Source organism: Calothrix sp. NIES-2098 (genome assembly GCF_963875125.1).
GTDB lineage: Bacteria > Cyanobacteriota > Cyanobacteriia > Cyanobacteriales > Nostocaceae > Aulosira.
In genome coordinates this window covers 2,794,606-2,807,604 of sequence record NZ_CAWNKJ010000001.1, presented here as the reverse complement: position 1 = coordinate 2,807,604, position 12,999 = coordinate 2,794,606, and the positions used below count along the sequence as shown (strand labels likewise).

Genomic DNA, 12,999 nt, shown 5'->3' with positions numbered 1-12,999 from the left:
TATGCTCCTAACTACATTGCTACTCGTGGATAAAGTCTTCCACACATTAAGGTCAAGGCGATTAATATTAACAAGAGAATTGCACAGTCTAAACCAAAGCCATAAATACTCGTTCCATTTGCTAACATTGTGCCGCGTAGAGCATCCACTGCATAAGTTAAAGGATTAACGTGAGAGATAAACTTTAGCCAGTCGGGCATTAGGGAAATAGGATAGATGGCATTACTAGCAAAAAATAACGGCATCGTTAACAACTGTCCAATTCCCGTCATCCGTTCTCTGGTTTTTACCAAACAACCAATTATCAGAGAAAATGTGCAAAAACAACCTGCTCCCAGCATGACAATCAATAGCACTTGTAAAAAAGCTACAGGATGAAAATTAAGTTTCACCCCTAATAGTAGTGCTATTACGTAAATAACAAATACTTGTGATAAACAACGAACTCCACAAGCCAGCGATTTACCTAACACCATCGCCACTCTAGGCGTTGGACTGGCAAGGAATTTGTGGACAACTCCTAAATCTCGCTCCCAGATCAGCGTCATACCGCCTGTAAAAATTGCGACAAATAACACGCTCTGCGCCAATATACCCGCCGCCATGAAGTCTAGATAAGGTAAGTCGCCTGTGGGAATTGCTCGAATCCGGGTAAATACTTGCCCAAAAATCAACAGCCATAGTGATGGTTGCACGGCTCGGACTACTAAATCGGTAGGATCGTGCCGGAGTTTCCGCACTTCCATCTCGGCAATCACCAGGGTTTTTGTAAATATCTGAATAATTGTAGAAATCAAATTGGCGCGGCGAGTAGCTTTTGGCTTAACCCAACCGTTGAGCTGTACGTCTGGTTCTGGCTGTATCACGGTAGTTGACTCCTGATGTTAATTGATCCCCTGTGTAATGAATAAAGACATCGTCTAAGGTTGCATTCGGCTTACCCAAAGCAGCTTTTAAATCGCTAGGTGCGCCTGTAATCACAGCTTCGCCTTGCTGCATAATCGTCACGCGGTTACACAGGTTATCGGCTTCTTCTAAAAAGTGAGTAGTTAAAAATATGGTTGTGCCGTAATCTACACGCAGTTGTTGTACGAGTTGCCATACTTGAGTCCGGGCGATCGGATCTAGTCCTACAGTCGGTTCATCTAGAAACAAAATCTTGGGTTGGTGCATGATCGATTGAGCAATTTCTAACTTGCGAATCATGCCACCAGAATAGTTACGTACTAAGCGATGGGCTGCGTCTTGTAAACCCATGAAATCTAGTACTTCCCGAATACGCCTTTGCCTATGCTTCACAGGAATATCGTATAGCTTGGCAAAGATTAACAGGTTTTCGTAACCTGTCAGACTACCATCAGCAGACAACGCTTGCGGTACATAGCCAAATAGCCGCCTCACAGCAGCCGCCTGATGAGTCACATCATAGCCAGCTATGGTTGCGCTCCCTGCACTTAGGGGCAATAGGGTAGTCAACATCTTAATTGCTGTACTTTTACCCGCGCCATTGGGGCCGAGTAAGCCAAATACCTCACCTTGTTTTACCGTGATACTCAAATCATTGACAGCAACAGCTTTACCAAAGTAACGCGTCAGTCCTTGCGTTTCTAAAATCACCGCTTGAGGGCTACTAGCAGAAGATTCCGATAAACCAGTGTTTCCCGTAAGTCTAGTCACGAGTTTGATGCACTCTCAATATTTAGACAAGCTAAATATTAGCTTCGCATATTTTATGTAAAAGTCAAGAGTCAACTTCAGCACCATGTATGAAAATGGGTATAGGGTATTTGTCTTCGATCGCTGGTATCGCAATGTCTTGCTTTTTCACCTGCCTCGACCTGGAGATAGTTTAAAGAAAATACCGTTTAAGCGAATTTTAGCGGCAATAGATCGCGCTGTTGCGGCTCAAAATTTATTTAATCTAGCGATCGCACAGATAAAGCAAAACTGCAAGCAATTTGATGCTTACCCATTGCCTCAGCCTCAAGACTTTCGAGCAAATGGGTACACTTATTGATGCTGGGTTTGGGCGATCTACACATCCCTAGTGCATAGATATTATCAACAGTATTAAATGTAATCAATAATTAAGGTTAACCCTCTGTATTAAAGACCCTAATTTGATTTGCTAGCGTTCGTCTTCTGTGAGATAGCTATCTTGTTGCTAACTGAAATTAGAACTATGCGGAAGATTTTTTATATATCTAATGGTAGTGTTACTGTTGTGTCAGCTAACCTATTATTAGGATTGATAAAGATAAGTCATAAACAAATAAATGCGGCACTTATCATAATTTCTCTGGTCATTAACTTGACATTGCTAACAGATGAAAGTTAAAATTGCTAAAAATTAAATCAGTCTGCCTAATCCATTGTTTTTTCCATAGACATTTATTTATGGAAGTAAACAAGGAACGGAGGAACCAAGTTTGGGGCGTATCTCTGAGACAGTTCAAAGCTAAAGTGTGAAGCATAAACTTCAAACACAAAGCCAGAATTATCTAGAGAAGAACATCTCTCAGTTCTAGCCCGTCAGCTAACTTCGTCGGCATTGAGAGGAGATTGAACGAGCAGCATAATTAAAATCAATGCTTTGTCTCGTCAGTATCCTTGGCTGGTAACTTTGCGCTTCGTTGTACCTGCCCTCGATCCTGAGGCAAGGAAAATATAACCTATGTTTCTGGCATCTGAGGCAGACTAGTTGCCTTGAGGTAAAAGTTTACTATGTTCACAAATAAAGACCGTCGTATCGCCTTAATATCTGTTGATGGCGACCCTGCTGCTGAAATTGGTCAAGAAGAAGCTGGTGGACAAAACGTATATGTGCGTCAAGTAGGTCTTGCCCTAGCAAAGCTTGGCTGGCAAGTAGATATGTTCGCACGTCGTAGCGATCCTGAACAAGCAGGAATCGTGCAACATAGCAGCAACTGTCGGACTATTAGGTTAAAAACTGGGCCAGCCCAGTTTATTGGGCGAGACGATTTGTTTGAGTATTTACCTGAATTTATTGACCAGTTTCAACAATTTCAGCAGCGCCAAGGATACAACTACTCTCTAATTCATACCAACTATTGGTTGTCTTCGTGGGTAGGTATGGAATTGAAAAAGCAGCAACCATTGATCCAGGTGCATACATACCATTCTTTAGGAGCAGTAAAATATAGAAGTATTAGAAATGTGCCTCTGATTGCTACTCAAAGATTAGCTGTAGAACAAGCTTGTTTAGAAACAGTAGATTGCGTAGTTGCTACCAGTCCTCAAGAGAAGAAACATATGCAGCTACTTGTTTCTAGAAACGGACGGATTGAAATCATTCCTTGTGGAACGGATATCGATCAATTTGGAGGAATTCAACGGTCTGTTGCACGTCAACATTTAGGAATTGCTCCTGATGTCAAGATGGTTCTTTATGTTGGTCGTTTCGATCGGCGTAAAGGAATTGAAACTTTAGTCAGAGCAATTGCAGAATCAAGTTTAAGGGGTAAAGCTAACCTGCAATTAGTAATTGGTGGTGGTAGCCGTCCTGGTCAAAGTGATGGCATCGAACGCGATCGCATTGCGAACATCGTAGCTCAACTGGGGCTAAAAGATTGCACAACCTTTCCTGGTCGCCTAGATGAAACTATTCTGCCTTACTATTATGCTGCTGCTGATGTTTGCGTAGTACCCAGCCATTATGAACCCTTCGGTTTAGTAGCAATTGAGGCAATGGCGAGTAGAACTCCAGTAGTAGCCAGTAATGTTGGTGGATTAAAGTTCACAGTCATACCAGAAGTTACAGGGCTATTAGCGCCACCCGAACATGAATCTAGTTTTGCCTCTGCGATAGACCGGATTCTGACAAACCCGGCTTGGCGAGACAGATTAGGTGAAGCTGGTCGAAAAAGGGTTGAAGTTGCCTTTAGCTGGAATAGTGTCGCCTCTGGATTAAATCGGTTGTACACTCATTTGCTGACTCAAACATCAGCTAAATCTTCAATAAAATCTCAAATTGCAGCATAACTTTGATTGCTTAAGACTAAATTGTTGCATTCACAAATAGTCAAGTATTCAACACTTAACCAGATAATTCAGGAATTACAGCCATGTTACAGATTGGAGATAATGCCTTGCATCAAACAACAGGGCAAATTGGTCAAGTTTGTGGTTACGGACATCAACTCATAAATGGTGCTTATCTTACTACTTTGAAAGTAATGCTGAAAAAATCTCAGGAAGATGGTAGTTACAGCAGATTTATTGAAGATTTGTACTCCAGTTGGATAAAAGTAAAAAATTCATAAGTTTTTGATAGGTGGTGTTTCATTTCATCTATAACAAAAACTTGAATGGTAAGACGTCTTGAAGTCAGTAGGAGTAGAAATGCCCGTTCAAAACCGGAGTTTTTTAACTGATGTAAGTTTTTTTCCTGAAAGTGATTTCAAGTTAATTGGAGAGTACGCAGGTCAAAAGCTTTTACTCATTGGGAAAACCAATGGTTATGGCGATCCAATAGTAGCAACAAGCTTAAGTAGTGAGCCAAATCATGAAGAATTATATGCCTACGATCTCTATGAATTGATGAAGTGTAGTCAAGAGCAAATCAAAATTACTCAGGAGATAGGAGATACACTCAATTAAATTTTCGGTGTTGCTGAATCAGAGTATACAATTTCAAATGCATACGGCTAATTCATACATTCATTCAGCAACGCCAAATTTTTTACTCTTTAATTGAGTAATTAATGTCTATCGCAATCCGATTTGATTTTTGAACCTACTTGCACTAATTCTTCAAAATTTGTGCTTGATGTAGGTTGATTGACAGTTATAAAGCTTTTTTTTCTCCTATTTTTAGTGGAACTTAAACAAATTTCAGTCCTACTAGGTAATACCAATTAAAAAAAAGAATGCGACAGATTGTAGGGTCACGGCACTGCCGTGCCCTCTAGAATATTATTGATGTGTCACAAATGTTATTTGATTTGGTATAACAGCTGGATGGAAAGTTCAGTTGCAGGCTTTAGGATTACTAACATCCACTACCAGCTGGCTATGCAAAGTGATGCGATCGCCTTTCTTGCTACCTGCGGTACTATAGGAATCAGTAATTGGAGGTAAAGCTATCTGTTTCGATTGAGGATAAAAATGACAGGGGCTGACTCATATTAGCAGCAAAGCCCAGAATTCCCGGATCTCGATGTGAGTAAAGTAACTGGCCTTTGCTATCAAACAGAAAAGTTCCACCACGCTGAGTTAAGTAGGCAGAATTAGGTACATAAGTCTGCCAATTACTCAGAACTTCCACCATATTCCGTAGCCGGAGAGTAGCTAATTCAAAGGGACGTTGAAACCCACTACCGCCAGCTAATTTGAAAAACGAGCCTTTAAAAGTAGGTAGAGGAGTACCTTGAATAATTTCATCATCTTCAATTAGTTGAGGTGTTTGACGATCTCCTTTGTATCCCCGAAAAACTTCTCTTAGCGTTCCCGGACTTCCAAACCCTGCACACATTAACAATAGATTTAGCCAAGCTTTCACAGAAACAGAAATTCCAGGTACAGAAAGATTCAGCCCTGAATAAAGTTGGAGTTGCTGATGTAGTTCTGCATTCGGTTCAATAAATAAATTTTGGGGTGGAAATCCTGTATATTGACAGAATCTTGTTCCAGAAGTGCGATCGCCAATTCCCACTGCACGAATAGCGAGTTTTTCAGGAGGGAATTTTTTAGCTTCGCGCTGTAACCACCACGCATATTCCAAACTATCAAAATCCCCAAGTTGTGGCCAGACTAAAACAAGAATGTGTGAGGCTGTCTCGCAATTTTCTAGCAGAGGTCGGGTCATACCATCACTAACACGCTGAAGTTCGCTCTGACTTAGGATAGTGTAGGGATTCATTACAATAGATTAACTACTATTTAGCTATGTAAATTTTAGTCCAGTTTGGGAGAATTAACGCCGATTTTCAAATTGGTATTAGTTAGCTCTCGCTCTCAATGCTGCTGTTCTGATGTTTATACAGCTTATGCCTGAGAGCTTTTTTACTCAAATTGGAACTTTTCAAACATCTTCTTAAGTTGATGAATTGTAGCTTTAAATACGTTAAGTCGATAAATTTAGCGTATTTTTTATAGCAGATCTATGTATATTAATTTACTTATTTTTAATCTTTTGTTAAACTTGCGTTAATATCAATTAAACCTATTGACTTACAGTAGTTAAATTTTTACTGATAAATTTTTATATCTCAAAGAAGGAATCTAATAATGGGAGATATGCTTCTTACCCCCGACGATTGGCCGCACATAGCATTCAGATTAGTTCTAGCCCTTGTGGTTGGTTGCATGATTGGATTCAATCGTCAGCAGGGGGGTAGACCAGCAGGAATGAGAACATTCATGTTGGTAAGTATGGGAGCAGCATTATTTGTGATGATTCCTTTGCAGGCTGAGGGTGATAGTCCTTATGCAGCTACCAACGCCTTGAGCCGGACAATTCAGGGTGTAGCTACTGGGGTGGGATTTCTCGGAGCCGGATTGATTTTACAAGAGTCTCCCAGAAAGTCTGAGAGGCCAAAAGTGCGGGGATTAACGACAGCCGCCTGTGTATGGACTGCGGCTGGGTTAGGAGCAGCAATCGGCTGTGGTTTGTGGCAAATGGGTTTAATTGGGGGATTACTGACTTTAATTATTCTCAGTGGGGTAAAACGGCTGAATCATTTATTTGAGCTTCTAATGGGACAAGGCAAAGAAGGAAGTAGTGAGGATTTCATCGATACCTCGGATGATGATTGAGAGATAATTTTTGCCTTAGGCAGAGGAAGACATTTACTGCTGTCAAACTGTCCGTAGTTCAGAGCGTAGCAGTTTTAATTACTTGACTGCTTGGGATTTTGGTTAAAGTACTTGCCTTTCTGATGGGGTTGTGAAATGATGCTGTTATAAAATACGGTAAATCGATAGATTTACAGCAGTATTAGTATAATAGCAATCCACCTTCAACGAGATTGTAGGCTAAATTCTCAAATGACAAGCACAGGAATTCGCACAACTCAAGTTAAAGTCCCAAACGGCGATTTGCAAATTGATGCTTACCTAGCTGAACCTGCAAAAGAGGGAAAATTCCCCGCCGCGATCGTGATTCAGGAAATCTTTGGAGTAAATATTCATATTCGGGAAGTTGCAGAGAAGTTGGCTCAAGAAGGATATGTAGCGATCGCTCCCGCACTTTATCAACGCACTGCTCCTGGTTTCGAGGCTCAATATACCCCAGAAGATATCCAACGTGGTAGAGGCTATAAAGAACAAACCACAGCAGAAGAAATCTTGAGTGATATTCAAGCTGCAATTACTTACTTGAGAACTCTGCCAAATGTCCAAAAAGATGCAATTGGATCTATTGGTTTCTGCTTTGGTGGTCATGTTGTGTACTTAGCAGCTACTCTGCCAGATATTAAAGTTACAGCTTCCTTCTACGGTGGCGGAATTACCAACTCTATACCTGGTGGTGGTGAACCTACTATCACTCATACTTCAGAGATTAAAGGCCCCATTTACGCCTTCTTTGGTACTGAAGATCGAGGAATCCCTCTAGAACACACAGAACAAATTGAAGCCGAACTCAAGAAACATCAAATTCCTCATAAAATCTTCCGCTATGAAGGTGCAGAGCATGGCTTTTTCTGCAACCATCGCGCCAGCTACAATCCCGAAGCCGCCGCCGACGCTTGGCAAAAGGTTTTAGAACTATTCCAAAAAACCCTGCAACTGCAAACAGTCTAAATCTCAAACACTCTCTGCGCTGTAGCAATTGGCGTGGGAAACCCGCATTCCGCAAGTGTCCTCCTCTAATTAATAGAGATTGGGTGCTGGGTACTGATTCTCTGGTTCAGTACCCAGCATTTGTTCATCGCAACTCAAACCCCAAATTATTCAAAACTTCCCGCAACTTATCGCGTCCTGATAAAGATTCAATAAACGCTATCCGTTTAGCTGAGTGTTCTGACCAATCCCCAGGAACATTCATCTGTTGGGAATTATAGAATGCTTTCATGATTTGGTTGTAATCTGCGATCGCTTCATCTTGTTTCTCTAATTGATAAGTCTCTTGATGCAATACCGCTACTTGGGGTAAACGCGGTTTAATTTCCACATTTACAGATGAATCTGCATAGCCAACACATAACCCAAATACAGCAACAACATGAGGCGGTAAGTTTAAAACCTCAGCCACTGCTTCTGGACGATTGCGCAACGCGCCAATATAAACTGTTCCCAAACCTAGAGATTCCGCGGCGACAACCGCATTTTGTGCGGCTAATGCTGCATCTATAGCCGCTACCAAAAACATTTCCAGATAATTTAAGCCTTCATGAGGTAATCCTTGACTTTCGGCGATGTATGCCAATCTTGCCAAATCTGCTAACCACACCAAAAATAAAGGACATTGGCGAATATGTGCTTGATTATTCGCTAACTGCGATAACTTCTCCTTACGTTGGGGATCTTGGACAGCAACTACACTCCACGTCTGGAGATTTGAGGAAGTTGATGCAGATTGTGCCGCTGCTATCAATGTTTCTAAGGTGTTTGCTGGGAGGGGATCGTTCAGGTAAGCACGAATCGAACGGTGAGACAGCAAATTAGATATTGTCTCATTCCAAGGAATATCTGCATTAAATGCATCTACACCATAACGACGATGGAATAACTCAGTTGGATTGGTCATAATTACGAATTATTAGCTTTTGAGTGACGAAGCTGCATATTGCTCAGGTGGCAGAATAGCTTCTTTAACATTAATTTGTTTGTGAATCAATTTTAGTTCGGAGAATTTATGAGCAACTTCTTACTGGAGAGTCATTAATTCTTCAGCGATCGGTGTGATGCTAATTATTTTATAAATCGTAAGAAGTTACTTGAGTTGTGATTTACTATTAATCTACTATAAGTCGGTCGATTTAAAGCAATTTATATTTTACAAAATAGTAGCATCCAATAAAAGCTTGAGCAAATATGTATTGATGGATACAAAAACATTAAGATTAAGTTTATATTTTGCAGATTTTTAGATTGAAGAAAGAGAAGTTACTAAAAATAGCTGTATTGATATACAACTATTTGCTGACCTGTAAGTTCTTGTTAGTAATTACAACCCTGTTTGATAATTTTTAACTTTTATTAAGACAGCCCTTGATTTTAGGAGAAAAGTGTGCAAAGCTTTTTTATGTAACAAACTACGGTAAATTGACCAACAAACAGTAGTAAATTATTAAATGCGATCGCCTTCGGTGGGTGAAGCCGATCGTATATAGTCAGTTATCATTGCAAATCAAGGCCTTGCTTGCTGGTTGCAATGTGTTAGGTGGGGATGGATACCTACTTTATGGCAGTAAAAGCGAGTGCGAGAATGTCGGAGATAGAATTTTCTAAGCTTAGGCGATCGCACTTGCTTTTTTACTCATCAACAAAACCCTGATTTGGATGTTAATTTGCTCCTCGATAATTTTACCCGCTATCACCAAGGTTAAAGCTCTGCGTCAAGTTCTAGATCGAACAGTAGGTTATGAATTCAGATGAGTAATTAGCCCGCAAACGATACAAATAAAATTCTATGGCTTATACAACTACTCTCAAACCTCTAGAAGCAGATCAATGGTTTGTTGATAGTCCGGAACTATCTAAGTTTGTGGCTACTGCTAAAGAAATTATTGCTAGTACAACAGGCGATCGCGCACAAACTCTCAATATTTTAGAACCTTATTTTGCTGCATTTTTAAAAAAACGGCAATGGCTACCACAGCATTTTGCTCAACCCAATTATAGTAGTAGTTTCGGTGGTGGTATTGGACAATGGTTGCTGTATCGCTCTCAAGAGCGTTCTTTAACTATTTTTAGTTTAGTAATTCCTCCTAATTCCATCACTCCTATTCACGACCATTTATCTTGGGGATTGGTTGGATTATATCAAGGCAAACAAGAAGAAACAGTCTACCGTCGCTTAGATAACGGCGAATTAGAAGGATTTGCTCAGTTAGAAATTCTTGGTAATTATCAAGTAAAAACTGGTGATATTTATCGTTTATTACCTCCTCACGGAGATATTCATTCAGTGAAAGCTACTACAGTATTTACTCCATCTATCTCAATTCATGTGATGGGGAATGACACTGGTAGCATTTTGAGAAATCAGTATTATCCAGAACAAAAAAGTGTTCGGTCTTTTCGCTCTGGATATTCCAATGCACCTTATGGAGATTGACAAAAAATAGACCCCAACATTAGCCTTTGAAGGAGTCGAAGCTTATGTTTAATGGAAAAGTTGAAAACGAGATACTAGATGGTGAGCCTGGATTTTTTGGACACAAATCTCAACTACCAGTTCACCTTCAATTATTACTCGATAGCCAACAGCAAATACGAGATATTTGGGAGTTACCAAAAGAAAATAGTCCGAAAAAGAAGCTAATAAAACTAGTTTTTCATAATTCAAAATCTTCTTAATCATTCATTCCCAGCAACAAAATTCAGGCGATCGCTGCCAAAGGTATCAGCTTTGCACAAAACCCCGCAAGGGGACTGAAACATTTTAGCTTTGCACGGGCTTTTGGGATTAAAAAACTTATATTAGCTAACATTTTCCTGTTGCAACTGACCAACAACTCGTTCTAGTTCCTCTGTCATCCAATCAGAGCCTGTCTGACGATACACTTGCACTAATGATTGATAAAACCATAAAGTACCCTCTCTACCAGTTTTAAAATGAGTCCAAATGCTGTCACCATATTGTCGCCAGTCTGCTAGTAGCGATCTGGCATTATGTAGTTTATCTGCCAAAGATACTCTGCGGACTGAGACAGAAGAATGACGCAGGTTTTCTAAATATCGATTCTTACGTTCTTGCCAAGGTGGTTTAGGTAGAGTATCCGACTCTGTGCAACCATCGATAATTGCGACAACTGCATCACCAAAAGATTGGCGGATTTCTTCACGAATAGCTTTGCCGCCTTGGTCTTCTATGCTATCGTGCAACAAAGCTGCGATCGCTTCTTCTTCAGTCCCGCCAGCTTCTAATACCAATGCGGCTACACTCAACAAGTGAGCAATATAAGGAATATCGCTAATCTTACGTGTTTGATTGGCATGAAGACGAGTTGCGTAGACTAATGCTTGTTCAAATTTGCCTGTCAACTTTAATGTATTCATATGGGCATTGCTTCTAGTAATGCCAGACTAACTCAATTTGATATTTTACCTGTTGGGATTTTAGAGCGATCGCTATTTGTGTTGTTAGAGAAAGAGCGATCGCTCAAAATCATAGTTATAGTTCCACAGCAAAATTGCGGAATGCTTGTTTAAATTTGGGGATTAAAAGCAGCGGACTCATGCTTCTGCTTCGTGCAAAGACTCGCGCAATGCTGCAATAACATCCTCGGCTGACTGCTGTTGAAATTTGCCTGCACGGAAATCAGCTAAGGTTTGCTGGGCATCTGCGGCTATTTGTGTACGGCGACTTTCATGGTGGCGGTTTTGCAGAATTTTAATCAGCATTTCCTGCTGTTCATAGGGTAATTGCAAAGCAGTTTCTAGCACTTGGTCGAGGGTACTCATGAAATTAGGCTATCAACTCTGAAAGTTGATTAAATTTTAACGTTCCCAACTTTTGAAACAACAGCTGCCTCTGCGTTTGTCGAAGACATTACCTAAGGCATCGCTTAACCTTTTCGTTTCTCTTCCAACTTCTTAACTTGTTCCTGAATCGCTGCTTCCATGATGGCAATGTTTTCAGGTGTGTCTGGAATTGGGTATACATCAGTATCGTCAGAATTCGCTTCCAGGCGATCGGCAAGTTTGTAAAATGCCTCGTCGTCATTTCTATGTAATAGCAGGTAAGCTCGCAGTTCAGCAATACTCATAGTGTCAAAGTCTGGTTTCATCTAAACCTCCACTTGCCATCACGATAAATTAACTTGCAAATCTTCACCCGCGAAGATGTACACAATACCTGTACGCTTATCACAACTTACAAGCTCTATCGGACGATAGAAGTTCGTCAGATATTGACAAACTTTTATGCAAGATTTTCCTTGTTCACCTGTTGGTAAAATTACCTCCTCACAACATCACAATTCAATTTTAGGGAAATTAAGGTTATGGGGCGATCGCACTCCAAAATAGGCTTAATCTTACTCTAACAACCAAGCAAACAAATCCTTGACTGTAAGCTGTAGTTCACTCACAAACGATGGCATAGGTAAGAGTGCATCTAGTCGATCAAACACTTCAGTTTCTTGCTTAGGGCGATAAACAAAAACCGTTTGCTCATCTGGATCGATTAACCAACCCATTTGAGTTCCATGCTTGAGACAATGGAGAATATTTTTGGTTACTTTTGTCTGGCTTTGATCGGGAGACAAGATTTCAATTGTCCAATCGGGAGCAAGGGGAAATATATTTGCAACTTCCCCATTCTCATCACGGGGAATCCTGCTCCAAACAAAAACTGCGATGTCAGGTACAATTGAACGTCCGCCAAATGTACAACGCAACTCAGGAAATGCACGAGCCAGACGCTTAGGCTTGACTACAAAATTGATCGCAGGTACAAGTTCTCCTTGCAGCGTACTGTGTTTTCCTTGTGGCATCGGTTTTTGGATAATTCGACCATCAATGTACTCACTGGCGGGTTTGGTTTCTGGTAGTTGCAAAAACTCCTCAAGTGTCAGAGTTTTGGATGCTGCTTGTAGCATTTGGGCATTGCCTCTAGAACCACCGGGCTAACTCTATCTCTATTTATTTTACGTAGAAAGGTTGATATGAGCGTTACTGGCATCAAATTGTTTTACTCAAAAATCTTAAACTGAACTTCCTACATGCCAATCTTCTAGAAAGGTTAGCCTTAACTACAGCAAAGTAATAGCATTTTAGATTATGGTATTTGTGGCTTTTGCAACCGTGGATAAAGATTTGTCTATAGCGATAACAATGTTTTGATAGTAACATTAATAAACATTGTAA

The 12,999-nt window shown here is 40.5% G+C and carries 18 protein-coding genes and 1 riboswitch; of the genes, 9 read left to right on the top strand and 9 right to left on the bottom strand.

Annotation, left to right across the window (positions count from 1 at the left end; all coding sequences use genetic code 11):
- Window positions 1-11 precede the first annotated feature (11 nt).
- Together AACU33_RS11810 and AACU33_RS11805 are read right to left on the bottom strand one after the other, a co-directional pair.
- Window positions 12-866 carry an ABC transporter permease gene (locus tag AACU33_RS11810; RefSeq protein WP_096588688.1) on the bottom strand — a complete coding sequence of 285 codons (855 nt, stop codon included), beginning with the start codon at window positions 864-866 and terminating at the stop codon, window positions 12-14.
- Complete coding sequence (locus tag AACU33_RS11805; RefSeq protein WP_096588687.1) at window positions 823-1,677, bottom strand: ABC transporter ATP-binding protein; 855 nt, start codon at window positions 1,675-1,677, stop codon at window positions 823-825. Before AACU33_RS11805 ends, AACU33_RS11810 begins: the two co-directional genes overlap by 44 nt.
- An 85-nt stretch (window positions 1,678-1,762) precedes the next feature.
- Between AACU33_RS11805 and AACU33_RS11800 the strand changes: the two genes are divergently transcribed.
- From AACU33_RS11800 to AACU33_RS11785, 4 genes are all read left to right on the top strand, one after another.
- Window positions 1,763-2,017: a hypothetical protein gene (locus AACU33_RS11800; protein ID WP_096588686.1), complete on the top strand. Its 255-nt coding sequence runs from the start codon at window positions 1,763-1,765 to the stop codon at window positions 2,015-2,017.
- Window positions 2,018-2,388: 371 nt separating this feature from the next.
- Window positions 2,389-2,566, top strand: a riboswitch (cyclic di-AMP (ydaO/yuaA leader).
- A gap of 158 nt (window positions 2,567-2,724) precedes the next feature.
- Window positions 2,725-4,002 carry a glycosyltransferase gene (locus AACU33_RS11795; RefSeq protein WP_096588685.1) on the top strand — a complete coding sequence of 426 codons (1,278 nt, stop codon included), beginning with the start codon at window positions 2,725-2,727 and terminating at the stop codon, window positions 4,000-4,002.
- Window positions 4,003-4,085: 83 nt separating this feature from the next.
- Window positions 4,086-4,283, top strand: a complete 198-nt coding sequence (locus tag AACU33_RS11790) for a hypothetical protein (protein WP_096588684.1) — start codon at window positions 4,086-4,088, stop codon at window positions 4,281-4,283.
- A gap of 79 nt (window positions 4,284-4,362) precedes the next feature.
- A complete protein-coding gene (locus tag AACU33_RS11785; RefSeq protein WP_096588683.1) occupies window positions 4,363-4,620 on the top strand; it encodes a hypothetical protein in 258 nt (85 codons plus the stop codon).
- A 463-nt stretch (window positions 4,621-5,083) separates the two neighbouring features.
- Here the strand turns inward: AACU33_RS11785 and AACU33_RS11780 are convergent, their stop codons facing one another.
- The gene (locus AACU33_RS11780) at window positions 5,084-5,881 is read right to left on the bottom strand and encodes a peroxiredoxin-like family protein (RefSeq protein WP_096588682.1); all 798 of its coding nucleotides are present in this window, start codon (window positions 5,879-5,881) and stop codon (window positions 5,084-5,086) included.
- Window positions 5,882-6,249: 368 nt separating this feature from the next.
- Between AACU33_RS11780 and AACU33_RS11775 the strand changes: the two genes are divergently transcribed.
- Both AACU33_RS11775 and AACU33_RS11770 read left to right on the top strand, forming a co-directional pair.
- Window positions 6,250-6,777: an MgtC/SapB family protein gene (locus AACU33_RS11775; protein WP_339375936.1), complete on the top strand. Its 528-nt coding sequence runs from the start codon at window positions 6,250-6,252 to the stop codon at window positions 6,775-6,777.
- 231 nt (window positions 6,778-7,008) lie between these two features.
- Window positions 7,009-7,764: a dienelactone hydrolase family protein gene (locus tag AACU33_RS11770; RefSeq protein ID WP_096588680.1), complete on the top strand. Its 756-nt coding sequence runs from the start codon at window positions 7,009-7,011 to the stop codon at window positions 7,762-7,764.
- 124 nt (window positions 7,765-7,888) lie between these two features.
- On the opposite strand, the gene AACU33_RS11765 is transcribed toward AACU33_RS11770, so the two are convergent.
- A complete protein-coding gene (locus AACU33_RS11765; RefSeq protein ID WP_096588679.1) occupies window positions 7,889-8,710 on the bottom strand; it encodes an NADPH-dependent oxidoreductase in 822 nt (273 codons plus the stop codon).
- An 885-nt stretch (window positions 8,711-9,595) separates the two neighbouring features.
- Between AACU33_RS11765 and AACU33_RS11760 the strand changes: the two genes are divergently transcribed.
- Both AACU33_RS11760 and AACU33_RS11755 read left to right on the top strand, forming a co-directional pair.
- Window positions 9,596-10,243 carry a cysteine dioxygenase family protein gene (locus AACU33_RS11760; protein ID WP_096588678.1) on the top strand — a complete coding sequence of 216 codons (648 nt, stop codon included), beginning with the start codon at window positions 9,596-9,598 and terminating at the stop codon, window positions 10,241-10,243.
- A 44-nt stretch (window positions 10,244-10,287) separates the two neighbouring features.
- A complete protein-coding gene (locus AACU33_RS11755; protein ID WP_096588677.1) occupies window positions 10,288-10,485 on the top strand; it encodes a hypothetical protein in 198 nt (65 codons plus the stop codon).
- A 123-nt stretch (window positions 10,486-10,608) separates the two neighbouring features.
- On the opposite strand, the gene AACU33_RS11750 is transcribed toward AACU33_RS11755, so the two are convergent.
- Window positions 10,609-11,187: an HD domain-containing protein gene (locus tag AACU33_RS11750; protein WP_096588676.1), complete on the bottom strand. Its 579-nt coding sequence runs from the start codon at window positions 11,185-11,187 to the stop codon at window positions 10,609-10,611.
- Between AACU33_RS11750 and AACU33_RS11745 the strand changes: the two genes are divergently transcribed.
- The gene (locus AACU33_RS11745; RefSeq protein WP_339375935.1) at window positions 11,188-11,340 is read left to right on the top strand and encodes a hypothetical protein; all 153 of its coding nucleotides are present in this window, start codon (window positions 11,188-11,190) and stop codon (window positions 11,338-11,340) included.
- A 24-nt stretch (window positions 11,341-11,364) separates the two neighbouring features.
- On the opposite strand, the gene AACU33_RS11740 is transcribed toward AACU33_RS11745, so the two are convergent.
- The 4 genes from AACU33_RS11740 to AACU33_RS11730 form a co-directional block, all read right to left on the bottom strand.
- A complete protein-coding gene (locus AACU33_RS11740) occupies window positions 11,365-11,592 on the bottom strand; it encodes a hypothetical protein (protein ID WP_096588675.1) in 228 nt (75 codons plus the stop codon).
- Window positions 11,593-11,696: 104 nt separating this feature from the next.
- On the bottom strand, window positions 11,697-11,918 hold the full coding sequence (locus AACU33_RS11735; protein WP_096588674.1) for a DUF6887 family protein: 222 nt from the start codon (window positions 11,916-11,918) through the stop codon (window positions 11,697-11,699).
- Window positions 11,919-11,936: 18 nt separating this feature from the next.
- Window positions 11,937-12,038: a DUF6888 family protein gene (locus AACU33_RS37575; RefSeq protein WP_445291786.1), complete on the bottom strand. Its 102-nt coding sequence runs from the start codon at window positions 12,036-12,038 to the stop codon at window positions 11,937-11,939.
- Between the two features lie 129 nt (window positions 12,039-12,167).
- The gene (locus AACU33_RS11730; protein ID WP_096588673.1) at window positions 12,168-12,731 is read right to left on the bottom strand and encodes a Uma2 family endonuclease; all 564 of its coding nucleotides are present in this window, start codon (window positions 12,729-12,731) and stop codon (window positions 12,168-12,170) included.
- Window positions 12,732-12,999 lie beyond the last annotated feature (268 nt).

Excerpts from the sequence above, each read along its gene's own strand:
- AACU33_RS11800 (WP_096588686.1), top strand. The coding sequence starts at position 1,763 with ATGTATGAAAATGGGTATAGGGTATTTGTCTTCGATCGCTGGTATCGC.
- AACU33_RS11795 (WP_096588685.1), top strand. The coding sequence starts at position 2,725 with ATGTTCACAAATAAAGACCGTCGTATCGCCTTAATATCTGTTGATGGC.
- AACU33_RS11790 (WP_096588684.1), top strand. The coding sequence starts at position 4,086 with ATGTTACAGATTGGAGATAATGCCTTGCATCAAACAACAGGGCAAATT.
- AACU33_RS11785 (WP_096588683.1), top strand. The coding sequence starts at position 4,363 with ATGCCCGTTCAAAACCGGAGTTTTTTAACTGATGTAAGTTTTTTTCCT.
- AACU33_RS11780 (WP_096588682.1), bottom strand. The coding sequence starts at position 5,881 with ATGAATCCCTACACTATCCTAAGTCAGAGCGAACTTCAGCGTGTTAGT.
- AACU33_RS11775 (WP_339375936.1), top strand. The coding sequence starts at position 6,250 with ATGGGAGATATGCTTCTTACCCCCGACGATTGGCCGCACATAGCATTC.
- AACU33_RS11770 (WP_096588680.1), top strand. The coding sequence starts at position 7,009 with ATGACAAGCACAGGAATTCGCACAACTCAAGTTAAAGTCCCAAACGGC.
- AACU33_RS11765 (WP_096588679.1), bottom strand. The coding sequence starts at position 8,710 with ATGACCAATCCAACTGAGTTATTCCATCGTCGTTATGGTGTAGATGCA.
- AACU33_RS11760 (WP_096588678.1), top strand. The coding sequence starts at position 9,596 with ATGGCTTATACAACTACTCTCAAACCTCTAGAAGCAGATCAATGGTTT.
- AACU33_RS11755 (WP_096588677.1), top strand. The coding sequence starts at position 10,288 with ATGTTTAATGGAAAAGTTGAAAACGAGATACTAGATGGTGAGCCTGGA.
- AACU33_RS11750 (WP_096588676.1), bottom strand. The coding sequence starts at position 11,187 with ATGAATACATTAAAGTTGACAGGCAAATTTGAACAAGCATTAGTCTAC.
- AACU33_RS11745 (WP_339375935.1), top strand. The coding sequence starts at position 11,188 with ATGGGCATTGCTTCTAGTAATGCCAGACTAACTCAATTTGATATTTTA.
- AACU33_RS11740 (WP_096588675.1), bottom strand. The coding sequence starts at position 11,592 with ATGAGTACCCTCGACCAAGTGCTAGAAACTGCTTTGCAATTACCCTAT.
- AACU33_RS11735 (WP_096588674.1), bottom strand. The coding sequence starts at position 11,918 with ATGAAACCAGACTTTGACACTATGAGTATTGCTGAACTGCGAGCTTAC.
- AACU33_RS11730 (WP_096588673.1), bottom strand. The coding sequence starts at position 12,731 with ATGCTACAAGCAGCATCCAAAACTCTGACACTTGAGGAGTTTTTGCAA.